At 73.1% G+C, this 16,067-nt stretch carries 16 protein-coding genes; 6 read left to right on the forward strand and 10 right to left on the reverse strand.

The genetic code is table 11. The annotated features are described in order from the left end of the window. Positions 1-2 precede the first annotated feature (2 nt). Both ACH4S9_RS08715 and ACH4S9_RS08720 read right to left on the reverse strand, forming a co-directional pair. Positions 3-1,103, reverse strand: a complete 1,101-nt coding sequence (locus ACH4S9_RS08715) for a questin oxidase family protein (protein WP_398370752.1) — start codon at positions 1,101-1,103, stop codon at positions 3-5. Positions 1,104-1,239: 136 nt separating this feature from the next. Then, positions 1,240-1,662 carry a hypothetical protein gene (locus ACH4S9_RS08720; RefSeq protein ID WP_361183138.1) on the reverse strand — a complete coding sequence of 141 codons (423 nt, stop codon included), beginning with the start codon at positions 1,660-1,662 and terminating at the stop codon, positions 1,240-1,242. Positions 1,663-2,137: 475 nt separating this feature from the next. Here ACH4S9_RS08720 and ACH4S9_RS08725 point away from each other — a divergent pair, with 475 nt between their 5' ends. Further along, the gene (locus ACH4S9_RS08725; RefSeq protein ID WP_385342564.1) at positions 2,138-3,139 is read left to right on the forward strand and encodes an RNA polymerase sigma factor RpoD/SigA; all 1,002 of its coding nucleotides are present in this window, start codon (positions 2,138-2,140) and stop codon (positions 3,137-3,139) included. Between the two features lie 168 nt (positions 3,140-3,307). Here ACH4S9_RS08725 and ACH4S9_RS08730 read toward each other — a convergent pair whose 3' ends face one another. Next, a complete protein-coding gene (locus tag ACH4S9_RS08730; RefSeq protein WP_311726452.1) occupies positions 3,308-4,045 on the reverse strand; it encodes a 3-oxoacyl-ACP reductase family protein in 738 nt (245 codons plus the stop codon). A gap of 267 nt (positions 4,046-4,312) precedes the next feature. Between ACH4S9_RS08730 and ACH4S9_RS08735 the strand changes: the two genes are divergently transcribed. From ACH4S9_RS08735 to ACH4S9_RS08745, 3 genes are all read left to right on the forward strand, one after another. Beyond that, positions 4,313-5,074: a DeoR/GlpR family DNA-binding transcription regulator gene (locus ACH4S9_RS08735; protein WP_398370755.1), complete on the forward strand. Its 762-nt coding sequence runs from the start codon at positions 4,313-4,315 to the stop codon at positions 5,072-5,074. After that, on the forward strand, positions 5,071-6,015 hold the full coding sequence (pfkB, locus tag ACH4S9_RS08740; RefSeq protein ID WP_398370757.1) for a 1-phosphofructokinase: 945 nt from the start codon (positions 5,071-5,073) through the stop codon (positions 6,013-6,015). Before ACH4S9_RS08735 ends, pfkB begins: the two co-directional genes overlap by 4 nt. 85 nt (positions 6,016-6,100) lie before the next feature. Next, positions 6,101-8,185, forward strand: coding sequence for a fructose-specific PTS transporter subunit EIIC (locus ACH4S9_RS08745; RefSeq protein ID WP_311726449.1), 2,085 nt, complete (start codon positions 6,101-6,103; stop codon positions 8,183-8,185). 142 nt (positions 8,186-8,327) lie between these two features. On the opposite strand, the gene ACH4S9_RS08750 is transcribed toward ACH4S9_RS08745, so the two are convergent. After that, positions 8,328-9,326, reverse strand: coding sequence for an FAD-dependent oxidoreductase (locus ACH4S9_RS08750; RefSeq protein WP_398370760.1), 999 nt, complete (start codon positions 9,324-9,326; stop codon positions 8,328-8,330). A 49-nt stretch (positions 9,327-9,375) separates the two neighbouring features. Beyond that, positions 9,376-10,563, reverse strand: coding sequence for a P1 family peptidase (locus ACH4S9_RS08755; protein ID WP_311726447.1), 1,188 nt, complete (start codon positions 10,561-10,563; stop codon positions 9,376-9,378). Between the two features lie 132 nt (positions 10,564-10,695). On the opposite strand from ACH4S9_RS08755, the gene ACH4S9_RS08760 reads away from it, so the two are divergent. Together ACH4S9_RS08760 and ACH4S9_RS08765 are read left to right on the forward strand one after the other, a co-directional pair. Next, positions 10,696-11,241, forward strand: coding sequence for an AMP-binding protein (locus ACH4S9_RS08760; RefSeq protein WP_311726446.1), 546 nt, complete (start codon positions 10,696-10,698; stop codon positions 11,239-11,241). A gap of 3 nt (positions 11,242-11,244) precedes the next feature. After that, on the forward strand, positions 11,245-11,442 hold the full coding sequence (locus tag ACH4S9_RS08765) for a hypothetical protein (RefSeq protein ID WP_398370763.1): 198 nt from the start codon (positions 11,245-11,247) through the stop codon (positions 11,440-11,442). 37 nt (positions 11,443-11,479) lie between these two features. On the opposite strand, the gene mscL is transcribed toward ACH4S9_RS08765, so the two are convergent. The 5 genes from mscL to ACH4S9_RS08790 form a co-directional block, all read right to left on the reverse strand. Then, positions 11,480-11,926, reverse strand: a complete 447-nt coding sequence (gene mscL, locus ACH4S9_RS08770) for a large conductance mechanosensitive channel protein MscL (protein ID WP_311726444.1) — start codon at positions 11,924-11,926, stop codon at positions 11,480-11,482. 81 nt (positions 11,927-12,007) lie between these two features. Then, positions 12,008-12,481: an RcpC/CpaB family pilus assembly protein gene (locus ACH4S9_RS08775; protein ID WP_311726443.1), complete on the reverse strand. Its 474-nt coding sequence runs from the start codon at positions 12,479-12,481 to the stop codon at positions 12,008-12,010. A 431-nt stretch (positions 12,482-12,912) separates the two neighbouring features. Continuing rightward, positions 12,913-13,761: an S-methyl-5'-thioadenosine phosphorylase gene (locus ACH4S9_RS08780; protein ID WP_398370766.1), complete on the reverse strand. Its 849-nt coding sequence runs from the start codon at positions 13,759-13,761 to the stop codon at positions 12,913-12,915. 103 nt (positions 13,762-13,864) lie between these two features. Further along, on the reverse strand, positions 13,865-14,218 hold the full coding sequence (locus ACH4S9_RS08785; protein ID WP_311726441.1) for an FmdB family zinc ribbon protein: 354 nt from the start codon (positions 14,216-14,218) through the stop codon (positions 13,865-13,867). Between the two features lie 183 nt (positions 14,219-14,401). Then, a complete protein-coding gene (locus ACH4S9_RS08790; RefSeq protein ID WP_385342577.1) occupies positions 14,402-15,910 on the reverse strand; it encodes a potassium/proton antiporter in 1,509 nt (502 codons plus the stop codon). Positions 15,911-16,067 lie beyond the last annotated feature (157 nt).

Below are 16,067 nucleotides of genomic sequence, written 5' to 3' on the forward strand. Positions count from 1 at the left end.
CATCAGGCCATCGGCTCGATGAGCGCGCATGCGCGCAGGGCCCCGGCGAGGGCGCGTTCGTCGCTTTCGCCGGTCGGCATCGCCGCGACATCGAGCACCGTGTCGGCCAGCTTGATCACGTGCTCGTCGCCGTGCGCGGCGGCGTGCGCGAAGACCTCGCCGGACCGTTCGGCCGGCGTCGACCCGGCCGGTACGGCCGGCAGCTCGCCGGGCGGGACGGCCGAGGGCGGCGCGTACGAGGCCAGCACCGCGGCGCTCGCCGACCATGCCGCGTCCAGGCTCGCCGCCCACAGCTCATGGGGGAGCGCGGGCAGGGTGCGCAGCACGGCGTTGGGCGCGGTCACGGCGTGGACCAGCATGATCGGCTCGCCGTGGGCGTGGGTGGCGTAGCGGTGCGCCGCGGCCCGTACCAGCCCGGCCAGCAGCGCTCGCGCCTCGTCCGGCCCGAGCGCTCCGGGGGCGGGGGCGGGCCAGGCCGGGAACGTCGTGATCCGCGCCAGCCGGTCGCGGATGCCGCCGCTCTGGTCGGCGATGCGCGGTACGGCGGCCAGCGCGTCGGCGGGGGTGCGCGGGGCGGGCCCCGGCAGCAGGCCGAGCGGCGGCAGCGGGGCGTGGCGGGCGGCCCAGTAGCCGAGGGCGTGGGCCAGCTCGTGGGCGCGGGGCCCGGCGGTCGCTCGGCCTGCCGTCGGGGACTGCCCCGTCTCGAGGAGGAGGGTGCGTACCGCGTGGCCGACGCGGATGACCGGATGCGTCGCCCCGCCGGCGATCCCCGGCAGCAGCCGCGGCCACCACTGGGCGAGGACCTCGCGCCAGGGGTGGTCGGCGAGCTCGCGGGTGAAGTACGCGGTCCAGTCGGTGATGCGGCGCGGGTCGCCGAGCGCCTCGGTCCAGTTCGCGTCGGTGACGGTGGCGTAGGGGGCCGGCATGTCTTCGAGCTTGTGGGCGTAGAGGTCGAGCCAACGGTGCACCGAGGGGGCCTGCCCGTGCCGGACCAGGGCCTCGACGGCCATCGGGGCGTGGTTGGTCAGCCAGCCGCCGCGCTCGGGGCCCGTGGTGTGCAGCCGTTCCAGCGCTTCGTCGAGTGTGCCGCTCGTGTCGTCCATGCACGCCACGCTAGGCAGCGGGGCCGGGCGCCGTAACGGTCCGGCGATGTACGGGTGCGGGGGCCCGGGGACCTACGCCGCGCGGCCCGGGTTCCTGGTCCCGGGCCTGGACGGGGCCTGTTCTGGAGTCCGGCGGTCAGTCGGCGTGGGTGCGGAAGGCGTAGTAGGACGCGGCGTACATCGCCAGCCCCCCGGCGAGGCCCATCATCGAGGAGCGGAACACGGAGTGCCCGCTCACGCTGTACAGGAAGCCGAAGGCACAGCCGAGGAGCGCCCCGTACGCGGCCGCCCTCAGCTCCGGCATCAAGGCGGACTGGGTCCTGCCGATGAGATAGCAGAGCGCCCCGACGACCACGGCCGCCACCAGGCCGAACAGACCGGCCCAGGGCGCGGGGGTCCCCTGGTTGTGATCGATGAACATCACGTATCCGCCATAGAGGATGCCCAGCACGGTCGGGACCACCCAGGAGGCGGAGGGGTGCGCACGGACCTGGACGTGGGGGAGACTGAGATGTGGGCGATGGCGGTGGTGCGCCGGGGCTGCGGTGGGGGCGTTCATGGCGGGCTCTCCTTCGTCGGCGCCCTGGTGCGGGCGCCCGGAGTCAGGCGCCCTGACCTCTCACTCTCCAGCGCACACCCGGGTGACGGCCCCGGCAACTCGGCGGATGGCCGCGCTCCGGCGCACGCAACCAGAATCGGGCCGGGCACGTCTTCGGGGGTGAGAGCACCGCGGGCGCCGCCGTCCGACGGTGAAGGGTCGGCATCGGGGGTGATGGCCATGGCCCGGACCGCGTGGTCCGCAGAGGTGGGCAAGGGCCCGTGGGCCGCCCTCGGTACCCGTCCTGACCTGCACTTCCGGGTGTTATAAGGGCAAATCGACACCGTGCGTCCGGACAGGGTACTGCATGATCGCGAAATGCTCTGCGGGTCAGGGGAATTCTGTCCGGATTCCAGTCGTTGTTTCCATCGGACGGGGCACCCGGCAGGAATATCCGTCCACAGTCCGCGCCCGATCCATCTGTAAGGGAGCACGCATGGCAACCCGTGCCGTCGCCCGCAATCAGGCCACCGGCAGTGGCGCTGATGGGGCCAACAGTGTTCGCGCCGCAGGCGGGGAGATCGCCGATCGCGACCTGGTCGGCATGTATCTCGACGAGATCGCTCGCACCCCGCTGCTCGACGCGGCCAAGGAGGTCGAGCTGTCTCAGGCAATCGAAGCGGGTGTCTATGCCCAGCAGATCCTGGACAGTGCGATCGAGGACGCCGCGGCGGCCGGGGCGAGCCGCGAGGAGCTGGAGGCGATAGCCGCCGAGGGCGCCCGAGCCAAGGACGTCTTCATCCGCTCCAACCTGCGCCTGGTCGTGGCCGTCGCGCGCCGGTACCCGCGCAGCGGGCTGCCCCTCCTCGACCTGATCCAGGAGGGAAACGCCGGCCTGGTGCGCGCGGTGGAGAAGTTCGACTACACCAAGGGCTTCAAGTTCTCGACCTATGCCACGTGGTGGATCCGCCAGGCCATCACGCGCTCGATCGCCGATCAGTCCCGCACCATCCGGCTGCCCGTCCACCTGGTCGAGGAGCTCGGCCGGATCCGTCGGGTGCAGCGCGAGTTCAACCGTGAGCACGGCCGCGAGCCGGAGCACTCGGAGATCGCCGAGGAGCTCGGCTCCACGACCGAGCGGGTCTCGGATGTGCTCGACTGGGCCCGCGACCCGGTCAGCCTGAACATGTCGGTGGACGACGAGGGCGAGACCCAGTTCGGCGATCTGCTGGAGGACACCTCGGCCGTCTCGCCCGAGCAGTCGGTGATGACACTGCTGCGCAGCGAGGAGCTGGAGGGTCTCATCGGCCGGCTCGACGACCGCACCGCGTCCATCATCAAGGCCCGGTACGGCATCGACGACGGGCGGGAGCGCACGCTCACGGAGGTTGGCAAGCAGCATGGCCTCACGCGCGAGCGGATTCGCCAGATCGAGAAGCACGCGCTGCTGGAGCTCAAGAAGATGGCGCGCCAGACCGGCTTCGACGAAGCGGCCTGAGCCACCGTCCTCCCTTGTTGTCCCTCTCCTTGTCCCTGATCTGTTCACCCACCCACAGACGAGCCCCGGCGCCTCTTCCCCCCCCAGGCGCCGGGGCTCAACCCTGTGTCGGGTGCTCAACCCTGTGTCGGGTGCTCAGGGTGTCGGGTGCTCTAGGGTGTCCGGCGCTCAGACGGCGAAGCCGCCGTCCACGGCGATCGACGCCCCGGTGATGTAGCGGCCGTCCTCCCCGGCGAGGTGGGCGACGGTCGCGGCGATCTCCGACGGCTGCCCGTAGCGGCCGAGCGCGGTGAAGCCGCTCTGCATGGCGGCACCCTCCCCGTCGGCGGGGTTCATATCGGTGTCGATGGGGCCGGGGTGGATAAGGTTGGCGGTGATGCCGCGCGGGCCGAGCTCGCGGGCCAGCGCCTTGGTCAGCCCGGTCAGGGCGGTCTTGCTCATCGCGTACAGCGAGCCGCCGGGGAACGCGACGCGCTCGGCCATGCAGCTGCCGATGTTGATGATGCGCCCGCCGTCGGTCAGATGGTGGGCGGCGGCCTGGGCGGCGAGGAAGGGCGCGCGGATGTTGACGGCGAGGACGCGGTCCACGTCCTCGAGCGCAAGATCGCCGATCGGGCCGAGCACACCGGTGCCCGCGTTGTTGACCAGGATGTCGAGCCGCCCGAACTCCGCGGCGGCCCCGGCCACGGCCTCACGCACCGCGCGGGGGTCCGCGCTGTCGGCCTGGACGGCCCAGGCCCGGCGGCCCAGGGCCTTGATCCGGTCGACGACGGCCGCCGCCCGGTCCTCGCTGTTCTGGTAGGTCAGGGCGATGTCGGCGCCCTCCTCGGCGAGCCGGAGCGCCACCGCCTCGCCGATGCCCCGGCTGCCGCCGGTGACCAGTGCCGCCTTGCCGTCGAGTGCCATGTGCGTCCCTCGTCCTGTCTTCAGTCGTGTTGCTGTGGTTTGAGTCGTCCTGGAGGACATGGCTCGATCCTCGTGGCGCGGGGGCGAAGTTTCCGGCGGCATTCGGACGTCGCGCTGGCGCGCCACGTATGCCCGATCGCGTCCGGCTTTGGCCTGGGCGTGTCCGTACGGGATTGTTTTCTGCCCGAGTCTGTTTACTTCCTGGCATTGGGGACGTAATCTGGCCGCGAAATCACAGGTTCGGGCATGGAAAGGACGTAAACCCACATGTACGCACCGGAGCGGCAGCAGGAGATCCTCCGGCTGGCCCGCGAGAGCGGGCGGGTGGATGTGCTCTCCCTCGCCGAGGAGTTCCAGGTCACCGCCGAGACCGTGCGGCGCGATCTGCGGGCGCTCGACCGGGCGGGCCTGGTCCGCCGCGTGCACGGGGGTGCCATCCCGGCCGGCCGTCTCGACTTCGAACCCGACCTCGCCGAGCGCGACAGCACCGCCGCCGACGAGAAGGACCGCATCGCGCGCGCCGCCGTCGCCGAGCTGCCCGCCGACGGCAGCGTGATCATCGACGCGGGCTCGACGGCGGCCCGGCTGGCCGCCGCGGTCCCGCTGGAGGCGGACCTCACCGTCGTCACCCACGCGCTGCCGATCGCCGCCCGGCTCGCCGACCACCCCGGCATCGCCCTCCACCTCGTCGGCGGCCGGGTCCGCCACCGCACGCGCGCCGCGGTGGACGCCTGGGCGCTGCGCGGCTACGGAGAGGTCAAGGCCGATGTTGTCTTCCTCGCCACCAACGGTTTCTCGCTCGAGGGCGGGCTGACCACCCCCGACCTCGCGGAGGCCGCGGTCAAGCGCGCCATCGTCGCCGCCGCCCGCCGGGTCGTCCTCCTCGCCGACTCGTCCAAGTTCGGTCAGGAGCACTTCGCCCGGTTCGGCGACCTCGGCCATGTCGATCTGCTCATCACCGACACCGGGCTCAGCCCGCAGGACGCCCTGGCCATCGAGCGGCAGGGCACGGAAGTAGCGCGCGTATGATCCTCACCGTCACCCCCAACCCCAGCCTGGACCGCACCTACGAGATCCCGGGGCTGGAGCGCGGCGCCGTGCTGCGGGCCGCCGCCGACCGGGTCGACCCCGGCGGCAAGGGCGTCAATGTCTCACGGGCCGTGGCCGCCGCCGGGCACCGCACGGTCGCCGTGCTGCCGCTGGGCGGGCCGGAGGGCGCGCTGCTGGCGCGGCTGCTCGGCGGGCTGGGGATCGAGGCCGCGGGCGTCCCCGTGCAGGGCTCGACCCGGGTCAATATCTCCGTGGCCGAGCCCGACGGCACCCTCACCAAGATCAACGCGGCCGGGCCCGAGCTGACCACCGCCGAGGCGGAGGCGCTGCTGGAGGCCGTGCGGGCGCAGTCGGCCGACGCTGACTGGATCGCCTGCTGCGGCAGCCTGCCGCCCGGGCTCGCCCCCGAGTGGTACGCCGAGCTGGTGGCGCGGGCCCACCGCGCGGGCGCCCGGATCGCCCTGGACACCTCGGGCCCCTCGCTCACCGCGGCCCTCCGCGAGCGCCCCGACGTCATCAAGCCGAACGCCGAGGAGCTGGCCCAGGCCGTGGGCCGCCCGCTGGGCACCGTCGGCGACGCGGTCAAGGCGGCCGAGGAGCTGCGGGCGCTCGGCGCTCGCGCCGTCCTGGCCAGCCTCGGCGCGGACGGCCAGCTGCTGGTCGACGAGACCGGCAGCTACTTCGGCTCGGCGCCTGTCGCCGCCGTCCGCAGTAATGTCGGTGCGGGCGACGCTTCCCTCGCCGGATTCCTCGCCGCGGGCGGCCTCGGGCCGGCCGCCCTCGCCTCGGCCGTGGCACATGGCGCGGCCGCCGTACAACTGCCGGGCAGCGTCATGCCCACCCCGGCCGACCTGGACCCGTCCGCCGTCACCACGACCGCGGACGTTCCGCTGGACCGCGCTCTCACGGAGCCCGCGTGACCAGCCCGACCCCCCTCCCACCCCCTGTCCCCATTTCGCCCGCCCACCTTCCCCGGGGCGGCACCGCATGCAAGGGAGCCGCGAGATGAGTGAGCTGATCACCGCGGATCTGGTTGACCTGGACCTGTCCGCCGACACCAAGGAAGCGGCCGCCAGGTCGCTCGCCGAACGCATGGTCGCGGCCGGCCGCGTCACGGACCTCGACGGCTTCCTGGCCGACGTGGCGGCCCGTGAGGCGCAGATGCCGACCGGACTCGACGGCGGCATCGGCATACCGCACTGTCGCAGCGAACATGTCACCGAGCCGACGTTGGCCTTCGGGCGCAGCGCCGCGCGCATCGACTTCGGCGCCCCGGACGGTCCGGCCGACCTGATCTTCCTGATCGCCGCGCCCGCGGGCGCGGACAGCGATCACCTGACCATCCTGTCCAGCCTGGCGCGCCAGCTGATGAACGCCGAGTTCACCGGCGCGCTGCGCTCCGCCGACGACCCGCGGCAGGCGGCCGCCCTGATCCGCGGCGACCAGCCGGAGCCGTCGGCGGCGGCCGAAGCCGAGCCGGGCGACACCGGCGACGCGGCCGAGCCGGCCGCTCCCGCTCCCGTTGCCGCAGCCGGTGCGGAGCCTGCGGCACCCGCGGCCTCCGCGCCCTTCCGGATCGTGGCCGTGACCTCCTGCCCCACCGGCATCGCTCACACCTATATGGCAGCCGAGTCGCTGGAGAACGCCGCCCGGGAGGCCGGGATCGAGCTGGTGGTCGAGACCCAGGGTTCGGCCGGGTTCGACAGGCTCGCCCCCACCACCATCGCCGCCGCCGACGCGGTGATCTTCGCGCATGACGTGGAGGTGCGGGACAAGGAGCGGTTCGCCGGGAAGCCGACCGTCGACGTCGGGGTGAAGGCGGGCATCAGCCGCCCGGCGGAGCTGATCGCCGAGGTGCGCGAGAAGGCCGCGCGCGGCGAGATCAGCGCACCCGCCGCCTCCTCCGCGGGCGCCGACCGCCCGTCGCCGATGGACGCGGCCGGTGAGCACGGTGACCGCTTCGGCACCCGGCTGCGCAAGTGGCTGATGACGGGTGTCAGCTACATGGTCCCGTTCGTCGCCGCGGGCGGTCTGCTGATCGCGCTGGCCTTCGCGATCGGCGGCTACGAGATCGCGAGCGCCAAGTCCGTCGCCGACCACTTCGTGTGGACGGAGCAGGACAGCTGGGCGGCGCTGCTCTTCCAGATCGGCGGGGCGGCGTTCACCTTCCTGGTGCCGGTCCTGGCCGGCTATATCGCCTACGGCATGGCCGACCGGCCCGGCCTGGTGCCCGGTTTCGTCGGCGGCTATATCGCGACCACCATCAAGGCGGGCTTCCTGGGCGGCCTGGTCGCGGGCCTGATCGCGGGCGCCGTGGTCATGGGCATCCAGCGGTTCAAGGTCCCGGCGCCATTGCGCGGCATCATGCCGGTGGTGGTGATTCCGCTGATCTCCTCGGCGATCGTCGGCTTCCTGATGTTCGTGGTGATCGGCAAGCCCATCGCCTCCGCGCAGAGCGCCATGACCGACTGGCTCAACGGGCTCTCCGGCACGAACGCCATCATCCTCGGCGTCATCCTGGGCCTGATGATGTGCTTCGACCTGGGCGGCCCGGTCAACAAGGTCGCGTACGCCTTCGCGACCGGCGGCATCGCGGTGTCGGACCCGAGCACCGGCAGCCTCAAGATCATGGCCGCGGTGATGGCGGCGGGCATGGTCCCGCCGCTGGCCATGGCCCTGGCCACCAACGTCCGAGGGCAGCTGTTCACCAAGACCGAGCGGGAGAACGGCAAGGCGGCCTGGGTGCTGGGAGCGTCCTTCATCAGCGAGGGCGCGATCCCGTTCGCGGCAGCGGACCCGCTGCGGGTGATCCCCTCCTCGATGGTGGGCGGCGCGGTCACCGGCGCGCTGTCGATGGCCTTCGACTGCACGCTCCGCGCCCCGCACGGCGGCATCTTCGTGGTCCCGCTGATCGGACAGCCGTTCCTCTATCTGCTGGCCATCGCGGCGGGCACGGCGGTCTCGGCCGGTCTGGTCATCGTCCTCAAGGGCATGCGCAAGACGGCCCGGCCCGAGGCGGCCGCGGTCGCCGACGGCGAGGCCGCGGCGGGCGGCGCCGGCGGCGAGGCGAAGGTGCCCGCCACCGTCTGACCACCGGAACCACAACCGCAACCGCAACCGGAACCAGCACCAGCACCGGAGCCACGGCCACCCCCACGGCCACCCCCACGGCCGCGGACCGCGGCGTCCCTCGCCCGGCGGTGAGGCGGATCGACTCCGCCTCACCGCCGGGTCATGCGTGGGGCGGTACGTCATCCGTCACCTCCGTCGGCAGGCCGCGCGACGCGTAGTAGGCGCCGAGCGCGGCCTCGCTCCCGGACCCCATGGCGGTCGCGATCCGCTGGAAGCGGGCGGAGCGCAGATCGCCCGCGGTGAAGACCCTCGGGTGCTGAAGGGCGGGCGGGCAGTAGCCCGAGGCGTCGGCGGAGAGGTCCCCGCCGGGCGGCGTGGGGCCGCTGCCGAGGTTGCGGAACCCTCGGTGGCCGGTCAGGGGCCGCCGCTCGCCCTCCAGCGTCAGCGCCTCGGCCATCACCGGGGCCTCGGACGAGGGCGGCTCCCCGGGCGCGGGCAGCATGAGGGTCAGATGACGCACCGGCACCAGCTCGACCCGCGGGTCCTGGGCGATCTCCTCGGCCTTGTACGCGTCGCCCGGCGGACAGGCGACGACAAACCGGCTCTCCAGGCCCGGATGGGCCCGCAGATAGGTGCCGAGCGGCCGGTCGGCGCCGAGGACCAGCGCGCTGCGGCCGGCGAGCGCGGCCGGGTCCGCCTCCCACAGCGGGGGCAGCTCCAGACCCCGGTGACCGCCGATCCATCCGGCGTCCTCGGGCCGCAGCGGCCCCACGCCGGTGGCGACCACGGCGTACGGCGCGGTCAGCAGCAGCCCGGGGCCGGTCGCCGCCCCCGCGGGCACGGTGGCGACCTCCACCCGGTCCTCATGGGCGTCGATCCGCACGGCCCGCCGGCCGAGCTCCGCCCGGCACAGACCGGAGCGGGCGACATCCGCCCTGATCGCCGCCGCCAGCGCGGGACCGGTGGCGAAGCCGATCACATTGCTGAGCACCGGAACGCGCTCCAGCGCCCGGCACAGCGATTCGTCCGACTCGACGAGCACGGACCGGATTCCGAGGCCCGCGGCCATCACCACGGCTGCGCAGCCGGCCGGGCCCCCACCGACGACGATCAGGTCGGCGTCCATGGTGGTCTCCGCCTCCGTCTCCGTTTCCGTCATCGCTCCCCACCCTTCCCTCGACTCCCTGCCCCTCGTCACGGGGCTCTGCCTACGGGGCTCCCGCCCCGCCCTCCGACCCGGCCTGCCCGGGGCCGTACAGGTCGCGGTACGCCGGGAAGACGCCACCCGGCCCGTCCACCCCCTCGGCCGCGAGCACCCCCTTGACCACCGCACGCGTCAGCACATCCGCCCCGGCGGCCAGGACCTCGTTCAGCGCCCCGGCCTCCAGATGCACCCCGAACGCCGGGTCCTGGCTGCCTTCCGTGCCCTCGGGCACAAGCGGGCGGTCGCCGGTCGCCAGGGCGAAGACCGTGTCGCCGTCGGACAGCAGATGCACAGGTCGCACCGCGCGCGCCAGGCCGTCGTGTGCCGTGCCCGCGAGCTTGTGCGCCTGGGCCCGGGTGAGCGCCGCGTCCGTGGCGACCACCGCCAGGGTGGTGTTCAGCGGCGGCCGCACGGACGCCGCCGAGCGCCGCTCCGACTCGGCCCGCGCGGCTGCCAGCCGACGCTGTGCCCTGGCGTGCTCCGCCTCGGCGGGGCGGCGGGCCCGGCCGCCTCCCGCCGGTGCGTACGCCTCGGCGAACCACTCCCCGTACAGCTCGCCCGTCAGCGGGTCGATCACCGAGCCCGCCGCGTTGACCGCGGCCAGGGCGGCCACGGTGATCCCCGACGGCAGGACCACGCTCGCCGATCCGACGCCTCCCTTGACGCCGCCTGCCACCGCGCCCGTGCCGGCCCCCACATTGCCCTGCGCGACCGGCGCGCCCAGGCCCGTTCCGGCCGCGGCCTTGATGGCCTCACGGCCCAGTACGGCGTCCGGCCGGGCCCGCCAGTCGCCGCCCCGCCCGAGGTCGAAGAGGGCGGCGGCCGGTACCACCGGCACCACCTGCGCCGGGTCGGGGCCGACCCGGAAGCCACGGCCGTGCTCCTCCAGCCAGGCGGCCACCCCGGAGGCGGCGTCCAGGCCGAACGCGCTGCCGCCGGTCAGCACGACGGCATCGACGCGCTGGACGATGTTGCGCGCGTCGAGGGCATCGGTCTCGCGGGTGCCGGGGCCGCCGCCCCGGACGTCGACCGCGGCGATCGCACCCCCTTCCGGGGCCAATACGACGGTCGTGCCGGTGAGTTGGCCGCCACCGGTCCGCCGCGCATGACCGACGCGCAGTCCGGGTACATCCGTCAGGGCGTCGGCCCGGCCGGGGTGGGCAGGGCGGGGTGTCCTCGGGTCGGTATCCATGGGCGCTATGCGTAGCACGGACCCGCCCGCGCGGCAGCCGGGCCCCGCATCAACAGGACGTTCATCAGACGTTGATGGGGCGGCGGCAGGCTGTGCGATATGCCGTTCGCCCGCGTCCGAAGGAAGATCAACGTGCCCCGTACCTCTCGGACGGAGGAGCTCCCGACCCTGGCCGCCGCCGCGCGGCAGGCCCCCCGGGTCGCCCTCCGCTGGATCAGTGAGCCGGACTGCGAGGAAGAGCTGACCCATGCCGAGCTGCTGGACCAAGCGAGCCGCGCGGCGGCCGCCCTGACTCGGCTCGGCGTGCGGGCGGGGGACCGGGTGGCGGTCCATCTGCCGCTGATCCCCGAGTCCGTGATCGCCACCCTCGCCTGCGGCCGCCTCGACGCCGTACGCTCCACGCTTCCCATCGGGCTGCGGGTGCACGAACTGCGCGACCGGCTGGCGGAGATGGACGCGAAGTTGCTGATCACCGCCGACGGCAACTGGCGGCGCGAGGAGCCGCAGCCGCTCAAGCCGCTGATCGACCGGGCGCTGGCCGGCAGCGGGCGCATACCGAAGGTCCTGGTCGTCCACCGGCTGGCCCGCCCCGTGTCCTGGACGCCCGGCCGGGACCTGTGGTGGCACGAGCAGCTGGCCGCTGCCGCCGACTCGTCGTCCGGCCAGCCGTACGCTTGACCCATGAGCAACGCCCCCGACCCCGGACCGCGCGACCCGGCCGCCGCGCTGATCTTCGACGACCCGCTGGCGCAGCGGTCCTCGGACGACACGGACCGTGGCTGGGGCGAGCGCCCGTCCGGCCGCGACTCCGGAGACGGCACCGACAGTGCCACGGATCTGGCCCGCTTCCTGGACGAGAAGCCGCCCCACCACCTCTGAGCGCCGAGGGCGCCGGGAGCGCCGGGGGCCCGAGGGCTCAGGTGCCCGATCGGCTGCCGCGCTGCGCGACCAGCTCGTCCCTTATCTCGCGGAGCAGCGCGATCTCGGCGCTCTCCTTGTCGGCCTGCTCCTCCTCTTCCCTCTGCTCCTTGGCGGCCTTGCGCGCCAGATAGCGCGACATCGGCAGCACCATCAGGAAGTACACCACCGCCGCCGTGATCAGGAAGGTGAGCACGGCGCTCAGCACCGTGCCCCAGAAGATGGGGATGCCCTTGACGACCTCGCCCGCCGCGTTCGTCTCGCAGGGCGCCTGGAGACAGGAGTGGTACTTCTCCAGGTCCTTGGTGCCGAAGGCGCCGACAACCGGATTGATCAAGCCCTTCACTATGGAGTTCACAACCCCCGTGAACGCGGCTCCGACCACGACCGCGACGGCCAGATCGATCACGTTGCCCCGCATCAGGAAGGCCTTGAAGCCATCCATGACGCTCTTCTTCTCCTCGCTCAACCCTCTGCCTCTCTCTCGCCGCGCCGGTTCTGGAGCGGACGGCTCCGCAACCTACGGTCAAGATCGGCACAGCGCCACCGCCAACCGCGATGTGGTCGCCGCGCCGGCCAGGGCCGCCGCCGTCGTCCGGGGCACCGCGAGCACCACCAGTGCCCCGCCGCCCGCCGCTTGGGAATCCCCGGTGTCGAAGTCGCCGGGGTCGAGATCCCCGGCCCCGGTGCCCGCCGCGGCGCGCACCGGCCGCGGCCGCGGCACATCGGTCACCTCCGCGCCGCGAGCGATCACACGCGCGGTGGCGGGGCCGCGAGTCTGACCGGCCCCCGGGGCGGCCAGCACGTCCACCCGGTCGCCGGGGCGCAGCAGCCGCACGGCCGCCGCGTCGGCGATCCGGACCGGAGCGGACACCACGGCCGGGCGCGGCTCGCGCCGGACGTTCTCCGGTGGTGAGGACGCTGCCGGGCGCGGGTCTCCGCCGCCGGACGGCGCGGCGGCCGCCAGCGCCGCCGCGGTCATCGCCAGCCCCGCCGCCATCGAGCGCCGTCGCCGCCGTAACGCACGCCGGAGCCGATGGCCGCCGCGGCCCACCCGCACCGGCCCGAACCGGGGAACCGTGCACGTCGGGGGAGTGCGACGGGACCGCTCGGCCCAGGACGGCGCCGGGCGGGGCCGGGACATGGGCAGAGGGGATGAGGAGAGAGAAAGAGGTGGAGAAGAGGGAAGAGACGAAGAAGGGGAAGGAGAGGAACGGAACGGGTCGGACACGGCAATCACCGCCTGTCGTGCGAGGCCGGGAGCTTCTGACCCCTCCACGATGCCCGCCCGCCCCGAATCCCGCTCCGGCCTGTGCACAACCCCCAGGCTGTGGACAACTCCGTCACCCGCGCGGGTAAAGCCGACGCGGGTGAACCCCCGTGGGTAAAGCCCCCGCGGGTAAAGCCCGCGCGGGTGGAACCCCTCCGCCGCTAAGGCAGTTCGATCCCCAGGTCCCAGCCGTCGTGCCCATGCCCGCACAGACAGTCCCGCGCATCGGTGGCCGGCAGCGCGCCCACCGCGTCGAAGAGCACGTCGCGCAGCCGCTCCAAGTTCTCCCCGAACACCCGCAGCACCTCGCCGTGCGAGACGCCCTCGCCCGTCTCCGCCCCCGCGTCCAGGTCCGTGACCAGAGTCAACGACGTGTAGCAGAGCTCCAGTTCACGGGCCAGCACCGCCTCTGGATGCCCCGTCATGCCGACCACCGACCATCCCTGCGCCGCGTGCCACCGCGACTCGGCCCGGGTGGAGAAGCGCGGCCCCTCGATCACGCACAGCGTGCCACCGTCCACCGGCTCCCAGCCGCGCCCGCGCGCCGCCGCCACCGCGGCCTGCCGTCCGGCCGGGCAGTACGGATCGGCGAAGGTGGTGTGCACCACGTTCGGCACCCGCCCGTCCGGCAGCGGCTCGCCGTCGAAATAGGTCTGAATACGGCCCTTCGTGCGGTCCACCAGCTGGTCCGGCACCAGCAGCGTGCCCGGTCCGTACTCCGGCCGCAGTCCGCCCACCGCGCACGGGCCGAGGACCTGCCGCACGCCGACCGAGCGCAGCGCCCACAGGTTGGCGCGGTAGTTGATCCGGTGCGGGGGCAGGTGGTGCTTACGGCCGTGGCGCGGGAGGAAGGCGACCCGCCGCCCCGCGACCTCCCCGAGGAAGAGCGAGTCGCTCGGCGCGCCATAGGGGGTCTCGACAGTGATCTCGGTCACGTCGTCGAGGAAGGAGTAGAACCCCGACCCGCCGATGACCCCTATCTCCGCATGCGTGCTGCTGGTGTCCGCCATGCGGTCACCCTAGCCAGCGCCGCCCGTGCATACGAACATCCCACCGACTCGCCCCTCGGGGGGCGGGTGGCGGGATGTCGTATGTGATCGAGACGGCCGCGGGTCAGGCGGCCGACGAGCTGCCGGCCGACGAGGCCGACGACGAAGAGCCCGAGGAGGACGTCGAGGAGGTCGACGACGAAGACGCGTCCGAGGACGACGACGAAGACGAAGCCGACGAGGAGCCCTCGCTCTTCACGGACGTCGGCTTGGACGTGCCGCTCGTGCTGCTGGACGAGGAGCCGCGGCTGTCGTTCCGGTAGAAGCCGGAGCCCTTGAAGACGATACCGACCGCCGAGAACACCTTCTTGAGGCGTCCGTTGCAGTTGGGGCACTCGGTGAGCGCGTCGTCGGTGAACTTCTGCACCGCCTCGAGGCCCTCGCCGCACTCGGTGCACTGGTACTGATAGGTCGGCACTTACTCCTCCTGGCACTCTCACTCAGTGAGTGCTAACGACGCTCCATAGTGCAGTATTCCCGCTCGCCAGTCCACTGCGGCGGGCAATACGGTGACCCATTCCACGTGGCCGCGGGTCCCCGGCCGCCCCGGGCCGGGGACCCGCGTGATCGCGAACCGGCCCCCGCCCGTACCGCCGCCGGGTCACTGGCCGGTCGTGCCCAGCCAGCCCGCCAGCTTGCCGCCCCGGCCCACCGCCCGCAGCCGCTCCTCCGCCGCGTCCCGCACCGGGTCCGTGGCCACGACCAGCAGCTCGTCGCCGCGCCGCAGCACGGTCGACGGCTGCGGTACGAAACTCTTCTCGGCCCGTACGACCAAGGTGACCGCGGCCCCCGTCGGCAGCCGCAGCTCGCCGATCTCCACGCCGTGCATCTTGGAGTGCTCGGGGATCGAAACCGACAGCAGATGGCCGCGCAGCCGCTCCAGCGGCGCCGACTCGATACCGAGGTCCGCCGCCGCCTCCTCCTCGCCCAGGCGCAGCCGGCGCGCCAGCCAGGGCAGCGTCGGGCCCTGCACCAGGGTGTAGACGATCACCAGCACGAAGACGATGTTGAAGACGCGGCGGCTGTCGGGCACGTTCGAGACCATCGGGATGGTGGCGAGCACGATCGGCACCGCGCCGCGCAGCCCCGCCCACGACAGCAGCGCCTTCTCCCGCCAGGGCACCCGGAAGGGCACCGTGCTCACCAGCACCGAGACCGGCCGGGCCACGGCCGTCAGCACCAGCCCGACGCCGATGGCCGGCCACACGTCGTCACCCAGCTCATGCGGGGTGACCAGCAGGCCGAGCAGCACGAACATCCCGATCTGCGCGATCCAGCCGAGCCCCTCGGCGAAGCCGCGCGTCGCCGGCCAGTGCGGCAGCTTCGCGTTCCCCAGGATCAACGAGGCCAGATAGACGGCGAGGAAACCGGAGCCGTGGGCCAGCGCCCCGCCCGCGTACGCGATCACGGCGATCGCCATCACCGCGATCGGGTACAGACCCGAGGCGGGCAGCGCCACATGCCGCAGCCCGAACGACCCCAGCCAGCCGATCGCCAGCCCCACCACCGCGCCGATGGCCAGCTCCAGAGTGATCTCGCCGAGCAGCGCGTACCACGGGCTGACCCCGCCCTGGGCGGAGAAGGCGACCACCAGGATCACCACCGGGGCGTCGTTGAAGCCGGACTCCGCCTCCAGGGCGCCCGTGAGCCTCCTGGGCAGCGGCACCTTGCGCAGCACCGAGAAGACCGCCGCCGCGTCCGTGGACGACACCACCGCCCCGATGATCAGCGCCTGCCGCCACTCGAGCCCGACCAGATAGTGCGCGGCCGTCGCCGTGACCCCGACGCTCACCGCGACCCCGACCGTGGACAGCACCGCGGCGAGTGGCAGGGCGGGTTTGATTTCCCGCCACTTCGTGCCGAGGCCGCCCTCGGCCAGGATGATCACAAGGGCGGCATAGCCGAGTACCTGCGTGAGCTCGGCGTCCTCGAAGACGACGCCGATCCCGTCCTGCCCGATCGCGACGCCGAGGCCGAGGTAGATCAGCAGGGTCGGCAGCCCGCTGCGGCTCGAGACCCTGACGGCCGCCACTGCTACGAGCAGGACGAGTGAGCAGATCAGCAGGAGTTCGTTGAGGTGGTGGACAGTCAGCGGCCGAACCTTTCTCACGGGAGCGGCCGGAAGGCTCCCCGACCGACCGGAACTTCATTGCCTTACCTAACATTTTACGGGTTCTTGACGCGGGTGGCTCACATCGATTTTTCAGGGGCGATGGCCGGGGGACGGCCCCAGCCATGACTCCGCGTAGGGGAGGCGACAGCGCTGC

This window comes from Streptomyces sp. NPDC021225 (assembly GCF_044332865.1).
In the GTDB taxonomy this organism is placed as follows: domain Bacteria; phylum Actinomycetota; class Actinomycetes; order Streptomycetales; family Streptomycetaceae; genus Streptomyces.

Coding starts and splice junctions, on each gene's coding strand:
- mscL (WP_311726444.1), bottom strand. CDS start 11,926: ATGGATGGCTTCAAGGCCTTCCTGATGCGGGGCAACGTGATCGATCTG.
- ACH4S9_RS08715 (WP_398370752.1), bottom strand. CDS start 1,103: ATGGACGACACGAGCGGCACACTCGACGAAGCGCTGGAACGGCTGCAC.
- ACH4S9_RS08780 (WP_398370766.1), bottom strand. CDS start 13,761: ATGGCGGACACCAGCAGCACGCATGCGGAGATAGGGGTCATCGGCGGG.
- ACH4S9_RS08745 (WP_311726449.1), top strand. CDS start 6,101: ATGAGTGAGCTGATCACCGCGGATCTGGTTGACCTGGACCTGTCCGCC.
- pfkB (WP_398370757.1), top strand. CDS start 5,071: ATGATCCTCACCGTCACCCCCAACCCCAGCCTGGACCGCACCTACGAG.
- ACH4S9_RS08765 (WP_398370763.1), top strand. CDS start 11,245: ATGAGCAACGCCCCCGACCCCGGACCGCGCGACCCGGCCGCCGCGCTG.
- ACH4S9_RS08750 (WP_398370760.1), bottom strand. CDS start 9,326: ATGACGGAAACGGAGACGGAGGCGGAGACCACCATGGACGCCGACCTG.
- ACH4S9_RS08725 (WP_385342564.1), top strand. CDS start 2,138: ATGGCAACCCGTGCCGTCGCCCGCAATCAGGCCACCGGCAGTGGCGCT.
- ACH4S9_RS08730 (WP_311726452.1), bottom strand. CDS start 4,045: ATGGCACTCGACGGCAAGGCGGCACTGGTCACCGGCGGCAGCCGGGGC.
- ACH4S9_RS08735 (WP_398370755.1), top strand. CDS start 4,313: ATGTACGCACCGGAGCGGCAGCAGGAGATCCTCCGGCTGGCCCGCGAG.
- ACH4S9_RS08720 (WP_361183138.1), bottom strand. CDS start 1,662: ATGAACGCCCCCACCGCAGCCCCGGCGCACCACCGCCATCGCCCACAT.
- ACH4S9_RS08775 (WP_311726443.1), bottom strand. CDS start 12,481: ATGGCGGCGGGGCTGGCGATGACCGCGGCGGCGCTGGCGGCCGCCGCG.
- ACH4S9_RS08755 (WP_311726447.1), bottom strand. CDS start 10,563: ATGGATACCGACCCGAGGACACCCCGCCCTGCCCACCCCGGCCGGGCC.